The 11,867-nt window shown below is 46.4% G+C and carries 10 protein-coding genes; 1 reads left to right on the top strand and 9 read right to left on the bottom strand.

From position 1 onward, the window contains the following. Nucleotides 1-277: 277 nt before the first annotated feature. Nucleotides 278-1,546 carry an inorganic phosphate transporter gene (locus NOG12_RS06915; RefSeq protein ID WP_313932803.1) on the bottom strand — a complete coding sequence of 423 codons (1,269 nt, stop codon included), beginning with the start codon at nucleotides 1,544-1,546 and terminating at the stop codon, nucleotides 278-280. A 15-nt stretch (nucleotides 1,547-1,561) separates the two neighbouring features. Then, a complete protein-coding gene (locus NOG12_RS06910; RefSeq protein WP_110075852.1) occupies nucleotides 1,562-2,242 on the bottom strand; it encodes a TIGR00153 family protein in 681 nt (226 codons plus the stop codon). Nucleotides 2,243-2,408: 166 nt separating this feature from the next. Between NOG12_RS06910 and NOG12_RS06905 the strand changes: the two genes are divergently transcribed. Further along, nucleotides 2,409-3,155 carry a TerC family protein gene (locus tag NOG12_RS06905; RefSeq protein ID WP_110075853.1) on the top strand — a complete coding sequence of 249 codons (747 nt, stop codon included), beginning with the start codon at nucleotides 2,409-2,411 and terminating at the stop codon, nucleotides 3,153-3,155. 49 nt (nucleotides 3,156-3,204) lie between these two features. Here NOG12_RS06905 and NOG12_RS06900 read toward each other — a convergent pair whose 3' ends face one another. The 7 genes from NOG12_RS06900 to NOG12_RS06870 form a co-directional block, all read right to left on the bottom strand. Then, on the bottom strand, nucleotides 3,205-3,996 hold the full coding sequence (locus tag NOG12_RS06900; protein WP_228759534.1) for a DUF481 domain-containing protein: 792 nt from the start codon (nucleotides 3,994-3,996) through the stop codon (nucleotides 3,205-3,207). Between the two features lie 84 nt (nucleotides 3,997-4,080). Then, a complete protein-coding gene (gene fba, locus NOG12_RS06895; RefSeq protein WP_110075854.1) occupies nucleotides 4,081-5,145 on the bottom strand; it encodes a class II fructose-bisphosphate aldolase in 1,065 nt (354 codons plus the stop codon). Nucleotides 5,146-5,194: 49 nt separating this feature from the next. Continuing rightward, the gene (locus tag NOG12_RS06890; protein ID WP_313932802.1) at nucleotides 5,195-6,379 is read right to left on the bottom strand and encodes a phosphoglycerate kinase; all 1,185 of its coding nucleotides are present in this window, start codon (nucleotides 6,377-6,379) and stop codon (nucleotides 5,195-5,197) included. Nucleotides 6,380-6,396: 17 nt separating this feature from the next. Next, a complete protein-coding gene (gene epd / locus NOG12_RS06885; protein ID WP_313932801.1) occupies nucleotides 6,397-7,461 on the bottom strand; it encodes an erythrose-4-phosphate dehydrogenase in 1,065 nt (354 codons plus the stop codon). Further along, nucleotides 7,458-9,470, bottom strand: a complete 2,013-nt coding sequence (tkt, locus tag NOG12_RS06880) for a transketolase (protein WP_153826777.1) — start codon at nucleotides 9,468-9,470, stop codon at nucleotides 7,458-7,460. The genes epd and tkt overlap by 4 nt, the downstream gene beginning before the upstream one ends. Nucleotides 9,471-9,550: 80 nt before the next feature. After that, complete coding sequence (gene metK, locus NOG12_RS06875) at nucleotides 9,551-10,699, bottom strand: methionine adenosyltransferase (RefSeq protein WP_313932800.1); 1,149 nt, start codon at nucleotides 10,697-10,699, stop codon at nucleotides 9,551-9,553. Between the two features lie 105 nt (nucleotides 10,700-10,804). Beyond that, on the bottom strand, nucleotides 10,805-11,860 hold the full coding sequence (locus NOG12_RS06870) for an NAD(P)-dependent alcohol dehydrogenase (protein ID WP_110075859.1): 1,056 nt from the start codon (nucleotides 11,858-11,860) through the stop codon (nucleotides 10,805-10,807). Nucleotides 11,861-11,867: the final 7 nt, after the last annotated feature.

Genomic DNA, 11,867 nt, shown 5'->3' with positions numbered 1-11,867 from the left:
CCAAACCCTTGGCGATACGTCGTCAATCAAGAACGGCGGTTTAAGATTGCGCGTACTTTAACGTTTTTATCGCAGAAAAAAAACTCGGGCGGGTACTTAGCGCGCACAAACCTTGGCTGAACGACAAACTATTAGCCATTGCAAACAAGGCAAAAAAAAGCGCATCACTAAGGATGCGCTAAAACGAGATGACAACCGATACAAGACCGGTTGCTTTAATTACGCTCACGGCAATTCAATTAGATCACCTGATTATCAGTTTATTTTCAAAATAGTATTAAGCGCCGAATGCAGCTTTAATAATATAGAAGAAAATAATCGACATAATAGCACCAGCAGGTAGCGTCACTACCCATGACACCACGATATTGCGCACCACACCTAAATTAAGTGCCGCAATACCACGCGCCATGCCTACCCCTAATACTGCGCCAACTAAAGTTTGCGTAGTAGAAATAGGTAAGCCAGTACCCGATGCGATGACCACGGTGGTAGCTGCAGCTAACTCAGCCGCAAAGCCACGACTTGGGGTTAAATGGGTAATCCCTTTACCAATAGTCGCAATAACACGGCGCCCCAGCATGGCCAAGCCTAGCACGATACCTACAGCACCTACCGGCAGCACCCACCAAGCTAATGCAGCTTTTGAGGAGATCTCGCCACCACTAGAAACAATACTTACTACTGCAGCAACAGGACCAATAGCATTGGCTACATCGTTTGAGCCGTGGGCAAAGGCCATAGCACAGGCAGTAACAACCATTAACAACGCAAAGACTTTCTCAACGTTGGTGTAATGCATGTTGCGGTCTGCAGCAGGATCAAATTTCAAGCGGCTAATGGCAACTTTACCTAGCACCCCGACCACTACTGCCACGGCTATTGCCGTTAAGTAGCCTTCGGTGCTGGTCATTTCAATACCAACGTGCTTTAAACCTTTTTTGATCGTCACCAACGAAATCATAAAGCCGGTGAGAGCCATATAGAAAGGCACATAGCGTTTTGCCATAGCTAACGGATTTTCTTGGTCAAAGATAAGCTTTTGCGCACTCAAGAATACAAAGTATGCAATTAAACCGGCAATCATCGGGGTAATAACCCAACTACCGATAATACCAACCACCGAGCCCCAAGAGACTGAATCTACGCCAACACCTACTGCGGCGAAGCCAACAATAGCGCCAATAATAGAATGAGTGGTTGATACAGGCCAACCGGCCCAAGAGGCGATAAGTAGCCAGGTTCCCGCTGCCAGCAAAGAGCCGATCATACCAAACACCAAAAGTTCTGGTGTATCGACAAAATAACCGGAGTCGATAATACCTTTACGAATGGTTGAGGTAACCTCACCACCAGCTAAGTAAGCCCCAGCAAATTCAAAAATCATAGCTACAATGATGGCTTGCTTGATGGTTAAAGCTTTAGAACCTACCGAGGTACCCATCGCATTTGCGACATCGTTGGCACCAATCCCCCACGCCATAAAAAAGCCGAAACCGGCGGCGAGCAAGATCAACGTCGTGCTATACGTTGTTAAAATATCCATTGATTATTCTCCGGCTTAGACGCGGGCTAGCATCAATTCAAAGCGAGCACCCACGCGCTCAGCAAGATCTGCAAGGTCACCGACCCAATCCAAAATTTGATACAAGAACATCGCATCTAATGGGCTCATTTCATTTTCGAGAGCACGTAATTGACGACGTAACTTCACCTGTAAGGCATCCGTATCTTGTTCAATTTCGTCAAGCTCAGAAATCATTTTATCGACGATTTGACGTTCACGACCTTTAAAGCCTACTTCTAATAAATCGTCAAATTCACCAATGGTTTCTTTTGCTTTATCAGTAGCATCTAGACAACGTGATAAATAAGCATCAAAGCCTTCTATCATAGCTGCAGGGATTTGCATTTCACGGCCGGTCATAAGGCCTGAGATATCTTTTGCTTTGTTAGCAATGCGGTCTTGTTGCGATACCAACTCAAGTAAATCGGTACGTTCCACCGGCATAAACAAACCGCTAGGAAGGTTTAAGCGAATATCACGCTTCATATCGTCAGCTGCTTTCTCTTTTTTGACGATTTCTTTGCGATGAATTTCTGCTTCGTCCCAGTTTCCTGAGTACACGGCTTGAAAGAAGGGTTTAAGCGTCATGGCACAATCGTGCACTTGCTCAATATGATCGATCATAGGTTTGATCGGAGACTTGGCAAACATACCAAGAAACGAATTTGCAGACATAAAAGTTCGCCTTTGTTGCTGCTGAAATAAACGCTTTATACAACCTCATTGAGGTGCGCGAATACTAACGAAGATTATTCGTACACGCAAAGCAAAAATTAAAGTTGTGCTTAAAGAGTAACCGATTTATGGTAATTTAAAAACAAATCAACAAAGAGAATTCATCATGTTCGAATGGATTTTACTACCCGAGGCATGGCTCGCTCTTATCACGCTCACAGCTTTAGAGATAGTTTTGGGCATAGATAACATTATTTTTATTTCAATTTTGGTCGGTCGATTGCCGCCAGCGCAGCGGCAACGCGCCCGGCAACTAGGACTAATGCTGGCCATGGGCATGCGTATTGCCTTGCTCCTAGCTATTGTATGGGTGATGGGGTTAACTGAACCTCTGTTCAGCCTCATCGGGCAAAGTTTTTCAGGAAGAGATCTTATTTTGTTTGGTGGCGGCCTATTTTTATTAGCCAAAAGTACCCTTGAAATACATCACTCGCTAGAAGGCACTCACGATCAAACAAAAACTCCGAAAGCTGCTACTTTCAGTGCCATTATTGTGCAAATTGCACTGATTGATATCGTTTTTTCACTTGATTCAGTCATTACTGCGGTCGGTTTAGTTGATTACGTGACCGTGATGATTATTGCTATTATTATTGCGGTGTTAGTAATGATGGTGGCCGCCAAAGCTATCGGTGATTTTGTGGATAATCATCCAACCATAAAAATGTTAGCACTAAGCTTCCTGATCTTAATTGGCTTCACGCTCATGGGGGAAGGACTCGGCTTTCATGTTCCTAAAGGCTATGTTTACTTTGCTATGGCATTCAGTTTGGTGGTGGAGCTACTTAACCTTAAAATAAGAAAAGCGCGAGAGCCGGTTCACCTCAAAAAAAGACTGGGCGATGATAGTTAATCAAGGCCCAGTCTTATTCACGCCATTATAATCACTTAGTACAACTAAGTTAGAAGGTATAAACCAAAGTAACAGCGGTTTCGGTATCTAATTTTTCTTTCGTAGAGTCTTCTAAAAATGAGTTATGAGTACCTGCGATAGAAAGCTTCAGTGCCAACGAGCTATTAATATTGGCAGAAATAGAAGCCTCGGCACGGGTTTTAGTATTATCAGAACCCACTTCCGTAGAAGCCAATGCATTGAATTTAGAGTTTTTGCTCACATCCCACACCAAGTTACCAGCCAAACGCAAAATTGCGCTGGTTTCTTGTTCTTGTGGTAAGCCGCCAACAATAGGCTTGCTCATCGAGTAACCAGGACCTACCTCGTAGTCGGCATAAATTTTTTCGTTGTAACGATAACGAGCACCGTAACCAATAGCTAACGTGCCTTGGTATTCATAACCACTGAACTTGTCTTCTTCGTAAGAGCCGAACACAAATAACGAAGAACGGCTTTCAGGACTAAATTTATAGTTACTTTGGCCGGACAAAAAGGTTTTATCACCCGTCGTGATGGTATCGCCAGTATTTTGATCAACTTGCTCCGAGCGATAATAATCAATCACGCCTTTATGACGCCAGTTCTCAAAATCGCGGGCTAAATTCAATTTAGCCTTTAGTGTTTCAGTTTCGGTGTTACCAGAGGTGAATAACAGACCTAACTCAGCACTTGCATCCCACTCTTTTTTTGCCGTGGTATCTAAATCACTGGCATCATCGTACATAAAAATACTTGCCTGTGCAGTTCCAGCAACGGCAAATAAACTAATTATCGCAATAGTAGCTTGAGTTAAGCGCATATTTTCCCCTTTTGGTAGTACTTCAATCCTAAAGAAAGCCATACCCTTAGTATAACCTCTTGATATGGCATTCTAAACCCTGGATTAATTTACTTTAGCGTCTAATTCGCCCCGTTCGTAGCGCCCGAACATATCTTCTAGCGAAATAACCTTGATTTTGCTTGCTTGACCGGCACAACCAAAGGCTTCATAGCGAGCTTTACAAATCTCGTACATAGCATCGGTCGAAGCTTTTAAATATTTACGTGGGTCAAAATTGCTGGTGTTCTGTGCCAAGTGGCGACGGATAGCACCCGTTGATGCCAAACGTAAATCGGTATCAATATTTACTTTACGTACGCCGTGTTTGATACCTTCAACGATTTGCTCAACCGGAACCCCATAAGTTTCTGGGATTTCACCACCAAATTCATTGATAACTTTTAACCATTCTTGCGGTACTGACGACGAACCGTGCATGACCAAGTGGGTATTTGGAATCCGTTTGTGGATTTCTTTAATTCGATCAATCGCTAAAATATCACCGGTTGGTGGGCGTGAAAACTTATAGGCACCGTGCGACGTACCACAAGCAATAGCTAACGCATCTACATTAGTGGCACGAACGAACTGTGCTGCTTCTTCTGGGTCCGTTAACAGCTGGTCGTGTGTGAGCTTGCCTTCAGCACCTACGCCATCTTCTTCACCAGCTTCACCAGTTTCTAAACTACCCAATACACCCAACTCACCTTCAACCGATACGCCACAGGCATGCGCCATAGCTACCGTTTGCTGAGTAACTTGTACGTTATAGTCGTAATCCGCCGGAGTCTTACCGTCTTCTCGCAATGAGCCATCCATCATTACTGAGCTAAACCCCAATTGAATCGAACGCTGACAAACCGCCGGTGAGGTGCCGTGATCTTGGTGCATAACAACAGGAATATGTGGCCATTCTTCAATTGCGGCTAAAATCAAGTGACGCAAAAAAGGTGCACCAGCGTAGCTGCGAGCACCGGCAGACGCTTGTACAATTACCGGGCTATCGGTAGCATCAGCTGCCATCATAATGGCCCGCATTTGTTCTAAGTTGTTGACGTTAAAGGCCGGTACCCCGTAGCCTTGCTCAGCTGCATGGTCGAGCAACTGACGTAATGAAATCAAAGCCATGTAATATCTCTCCTAATATTTTTGTGTAATTTGGCTTATAGATAGCTGCTTAGCCGTGTTGTGCGCGTTCTTCCAAAATCGCCACAGCCGGCAGTTCTTTACCTTCTAAAAATTCTAAAAATGCGCCGCCACCCGTAGAAATATAGCTGATTTTGTCGGCAATTCCGTATTTATCAATGGCAGCTAGAGTATCACCACCGCCAGCAATCGAAAATGCCTTACTGTTAGCAATAGCTTCAGCTAAAACTCGCGTACCTTCACCAAACTGGTCGAACTCAAATACGCCAACGGGGCCATTCCAAACAATGGTACCAGCCTGTTCTAACATCTTGGCAAAAGCTTGAGCGGTATCCGGACCAATATCAAACACCATGTCGTCCGCTGCAATAGCTGTTACCGGCTTGGTTTCTGCTGTTGCAGTGGCACTAAATTCTTTACCGGTAACCACATCTGAAGGAAGTGGAATATCACCACCTTTGGCTTGTGCCGCTGCTACTAAGCGACTAGCTTCGGCTTGTAAATCGGCTTCATACAGAGATTTGCCAACCCCGTGTCCGGCTGCGGCAATAAAGGTATTGGCAATACCACCACCGACAATCAATTGATCTACTACCGTAGATAACGATTCTAATACCGTCAACTTGGTCGAAACCTTCGAGCCACCAACAATAGCCACTAACGGCCGCGCAGGATTTGCTAATGCTTTACCTAGCGCATCTAATTCGGCTGCAAGTAACGGTCCGGCGCAAGCCACATCAGCGTATTTAGCAACACCGTGAGTAGATGCTTGAGCACGGTGCGCGGTACCAAATGCATCCATCACAAAGACATCGCACAAAGCGGCTAACTTTTGTGCTAAAGCATCATCGTTTTTCTTCTCACCTACATTAAAGCGAATATTTTCAAACACCACAACTTCATTTACAGCCACGTCTACGCCGTTCAGATAATCAGTGGCTAAACGAACCGGTACATCAAGATGTTCGTTTAACCAATCTACCACCGGCTGCAATGAAAACTCGGCGTCGTAGACACCTTCTTCCGGGCGCCCTAAGTGCGACATCACCATCACCTTTGCGCCAGCCGCTACGGCTGCTTGAATGGTTGGTAACGCAGCACGCAAACGTGCATCTGAACTAACTTTGCCAGCTTGAATTGGAACATTCAGATCTTCTCTAATCAGTACCCGTAAACCGGCTAAATCTAAATCTGACATAGTAATGACTGCAGCCATAAAAAAATCCTTCTTAATTATTTTGAATCTGTTGCTAACATCACTTGCACTGTATCTAACATGCGGTTGGCAAAGCCCCACTCGTTGTCGCACCAGCACAACACTTTAATCAAACGTTTATCGGCGACCCGAGTTTGGGTGCCATCAACAATGCTTGAGCGCGGGTCGTGATTAAAATCGATCGATACCAGCGGCTCATCGGTGTAACCTAGCACGTTAGCATAAGCGCCCTGTGCGGCCTCTGCTAATACTTGATTAACCTGCTCTATACTCACCTCAGCATGCACAGTTACACTCAAATCCATAGCTGTTACGTTAGTGGTTGGCACCCGTACCTGAATAGCCTCAAACCGTCCGGCAAATTTCGGCAAGATCCGTTCAATGCCGCGCGCTAATCGAGTATCGACAGGAATAATCGAGCGCCCAGCAGCTCGAGCTAAACGCGGATCAGTATGGTAAGCATCAATCACTTGCTGATCATGCATGGCTGCGTGAATGGTGGTAATTGCACCACTGTCGATACCAAAGGCCTGATCTAAAACAGCAATGACCGGCACAATACAATTGGTCGTACAAGAACCGTTCGAGACCCACTGATGGTCTGCCTTGATGGCTTGATGATTCACGCCATAAATAGCAGTAAAATCGAGATCTGCAGCACCAGGCTGTGAAAACAGTACCCGCGGAATGCCTTGCTGTTGATACGCAGCACCATCGTCTCGGGTACCAAATACGCCAGTACAATCAAGCACGGCATCTAACTGCAGCGCTTGCCACTCGAGCTGTTCTAACTGAGCTGCAGAAGAAACCTCAATTCGATCCTTGGCCACCTGCAAACTTTGATCTTCTGCAACACTAACCTGCTCGCTGAACCGGCCATGGCTGGTATCATATTTGAGTAAATGAGCCATACTGGCAACTGGTGCTAATTCATTGATGGCAACCACCTGCAGTTGGTCACGATAGCCGCGTTCGTACAAAGCTCGCAACACACTGCGGCCAATACGCCCAAACCCATTGATAGCAATACGTTTAGGATGGCTTGCCGATGCGCTCAACAGCTCGGTTAGGGGTTGGCTCATGCTGATAATAGCTCTTGTGCTTGGTTCACAATATTCTCTACCGTGAAACCGAAGAACTTAAACAAATCACCGGCTGGAGCAGATTCGCCAAAGCTGGTCATGCCAACCACGCGGCCTTGCAGTCCTACATACTTGTACCAGTAATCAGCAATACCTGCCTCAATAGCAATTCTACGGGTTACCCGAGCAGGTAACACCGACTCTTTGTAGTCGGCACTTTGTGCGTCAAACAGGTCGGTACAAGGCATAGATACTACGCGTACCTGTGTTCCTTGCTGTTGTAACTGCTGTGCTGCTTGCATCGCTAGTTCAACTTCTGAGCCCGTTGCCAGCAAAATCAAATCAGCCGGACCAGCGCTATCAAGGAGGATATAACCGCCTTTCTCGATCGCCGCAACCTGCTCCTCGGTACGAATTTGCTGAGCTAAATTTTGACGACTAAAAATCAAAGCGCTAGGGCCATCGGTACGCAATAAAGCCGCTTTCCAAGCAACCGCAGACTCAACTTGGTCACACGGGCGCCAGGTACTCATGTTTGGGGTCATGCGCAAACTCGCTGTTTGCTCTACCGGTTGGTGCGTTGGGCCATCTTCGCCTAAACCAATTGAATCGTGAGTGTAAACAAAAATACTGCGTTGCTTCATTAGCGCAGCCATACGCACCGCATTACGTGCATATTCCATAAACATCAAGAAGGTAGCGCCATAAGGTACAAAACCACCATGTAACGCAATCCCATTCATGATTGCCGACATGCCAAACTCACGGACCCCGTAATAGACATAGTTACCCGCGGCATCATCAGCGCTCACACCTTTAGCGCCGCTCCAAAGCGTCAGGTTTGACCCAGCTAAATCTGCTGAACCACCAAGCAATTCTGGCAGCATAGGGCCATAGGCATTCAATGCATTCTGCGAAGCTTTACGACTAGCGATAGCAGCTGGCTCCGCTTGTAAACTAGCAATATAGGCATCCGCTTGGGCGGCAAAATCGACCGGTAACTCGCCCGCTAAACGACGTTCTAGTTCTGCCGCCAGCTCAGGGTAGGCTTGTGCATACGCAGCAAAGGCTTGTTGCCATTGTTGTTCGGCGGCCGCACCTGATGCTTTAGCAGACCATGCGGCATACACATCGGCGGGAATTTCAAACGGCCCGTACGACCAACCTAATTGCTCCCGTGCCGCAGTAATTTCATCGGCACCTAATGGCGCGCCGTGGCAGCTTTCTGTGCCTTGTTTGTTGGGCGCACCAAAACCAATAATGGTTTTGCAAATAATTAGCGTAGGTTTATCTGTTACCGCTTGGGCAGCATGAATAGCCGCTTTGATAGCTTCGGCATCGTGACCATCAACATCGGCAATCACATGCCAGTTGTACGCATGAAAACGTTGCTCAGTATTATCCGTAAACCAGCCTTCAACTTCGCCATCAATAGAAATGCCATTATCATCATAAAAAGCAATCAACTTACCCAGGCCGAGAGTACCAGCTAACGAGCAGGCTTCGTGTGAAATACCTTCCATTAAGCAACCATCACCTAAAAAAGTATAAGTGTAGTGGTCGACAATGTGGTGCTGTGGACGATTGAATTGTGCCGCTAAAACTTTTTCAGCTAAAGCCATACCTACCGCGTTGGTAATCCCTTGTCCCAGCGGCCCTGTTGTGGTCTCAACTCCAGGCGCATAACCGTACTCAGGATGGCCCGGCGTTTTTGAATGTAACTGACGGAACTGCTTAAGATCGTCAATGCTGAGATCGTAGCCACTGAGGTGTAACAACGAGTAGATCAGCATCGAGCCATGGCCGTTAGACAGCACAAAGCGGTCACGGTCGGCCCAATTGGGATTGGCTGGATTATGTTTAAGGAAGTCGCGCCATAGAACTTCAGCAATATCGGCCATACCCATAGGTGCGCCAGGATGGCCTGAATTTGCTTGCTGAACCGCATCCATACTAAGGGCACGGATAGCATTGGCAAGGTGCTTACGCTCAGATACTGCTGTAGTCATAACAAAACCCCGAATTAGCTGGTAAGAATATTTGCACAAAAGGTGCGCGTATTGTCCACAATTCGGGGCTTGTAAGCAAATTAGATATCAGCGCGTAAGGCTTCAGCGCGGTCGGTTTTCTCCCACGGGAACTCCGCGCGGCCAAAATGTCCATACGCAGCGGTAGCTTGGTAAATCGGACGCTCTAAATCTAACATCTGAATCAACCCATACGGACGTAAATCAAAATGCTTACGCACTAAGGCAATCAGTTTCTCTTCGCTGTAAGGACTGGTACCAAAGGTCTCTAAACTAATCGAGGTTGGTTCAGCCACACCGATAGCATAAGAAATCTGGATTTCGCAACGCTCAGCCAAGCCTGCTGCGACAATATTTTTCGCCACGTAACGAGCGGCGTAAGCGGCACTACGATCCACTTTAGAAGGATCTTTACCCGAGAACGCACCACCTCCATGGCGTGCCATACCACCGTAGGTATCAACAATAATCTTGCGCCCTGTAAGACCACAATCACCCATCGGGCCACCAATCACAAATTTACCCGTGGGGTTGATAAAAATTCGCTCTTGGCTGGCTGGGAACCATTCTGCTGGCAACACCGGTTTAATGATAGTTTCAATCACCGCTTCGCGTAACTCAGCTTGACTGATTTGTTCGTCATGCTGAGTAGACAACACCACAGTATCGATACCTACTGGGCGGCCGTCTTCGTAAATAAAGGTTAACTGGCTTTTGGCATCCGGACGTAGCCAGCTAAGCTCACCACTTTTGCGAACTTCTGCTTGGCGTTGTACCAATCGGTGTGCGTAGGTAATAGGTGCTGGCATCAACACATCCGTCTCGTTGGATGCATAACCAAACATTAAACCTTGGTCACCAGCGCCCTGCTCTTCTGGGTTCGCACGGTCAACACCTTGATTGATATCAGGTGACTGTTTACCAATGGCATTTAATACAGCACAAGATGAGCCATCAAATCCCATATCTGAGTGAACATAGCCAATCTCACGTACGGTATTACGAGTAATTTCTTCAATATCCACCCAGGCACTGGTCGTAATTTCACCACCCACTAACACCATACCGGTTTTAACGAAGGTTTCGCAGGCCACGCGTGCACGCGGATCTTGCGTTAAAATCGCGTCTAATACCGCATCTGAAATTTGATCTGCGATTTTATCTGGATGACCTTCAGAAACTGATTCTGATGTAAATAAGTGCTGTGCCATTGCTACGTTTCTCTATAAGTGGACGATATACAAAACTGAACAAAAAAGTGGGCGTAGTTTACCTAAGCTTCGCCCACTTTTCCACATTTAGACGTCTAAAAGTCTTTATTTCTGTTTCAAACTTGCCATGTCGATAACAAAACGATACTTCACGTCGCTTTTCAACATCCGTTCATAAGCTTCGTTGATGTTATCAATATCAATCATTTCAATATCAGAAATGATGTTGTGCTCGGCACAAAAATCCAGCATCTCCTGAGTTTCCGCGATGCCGCCAATTAACGAACCGGCTAAGCTACGACGTTTCGCAATTAAATTGTAAACGGCTGGTGACGGGTGCGCTTCAGCTGGAACCCCAACTAAAGTCATGGTGCCATTTAACCGTAACAAACTTAGATACGCGTCTAAGTCATGGGGGGCCGCTACTGTGTTAAGTATAAAATCAAGTTGATTGGTCCAAGCCTGCATTTGCTCTGCATCCTTGGAAATCACCACATGATCGGCACCTAGGCGCTTGCCATCATCAATCTTGCTTGGCGACGTGGTAAACAACACCACTTCAGCACCCATGGCTTTGGCAATTTTAACTGCCATATGGCCTAAGCCACCTAAGCCCACTACGCCAACCCGATGGCCTTCAGTTACGCCCCAGTGGCGCAACGGTGAGTAGGTTGTGATACCTGCGCACAATAAGGGTGCAACACCGGCTAAATCAAGATTGTCAGCTACTTTAAGCACAAACTTCTCGGTGACTGTGATGCGATTTGAATAACCACCAAAAGTTTGCCCACCGGAATGTTTGTCTGCACCATTGTAAGTACCTACAAACCCGTTATCGCAATACTGCTCGTAACCCGCATCGCAATTGGCACAACTTTGGCAAGAATCGACCATGCAGCCGACACCTACGGTATCGCCCACTTTAAATTTACTAACTTGGTTACCCACCCGTGTTACTTTACCGACAATTTCGTGTCCCGGTACACACGGAAATACTGTCCCACCCCACTCATTGCGGGCTTGGTGTAAATCTGAGTGACAAACTCCACAATATAAGATGTCAATTTCAACATCATTTGCGGTTGGATCACGACGTTCAAATTCAAAATATTCTAAGGCTTGATCAGCGGCTTTTGCCGCGTATCCAATAGCTTTTGGCATGTAAAAC

Source organism: Pseudidiomarina fusca (assembly GCF_032227045.1).
Taxonomy (GTDB): Bacteria; Pseudomonadota; Gammaproteobacteria; order Enterobacterales; family Alteromonadaceae; genus Pseudidiomarina; species Pseudidiomarina fusca.
This window is presented reverse-complemented; position numbering and strand designations above follow the sequence as displayed.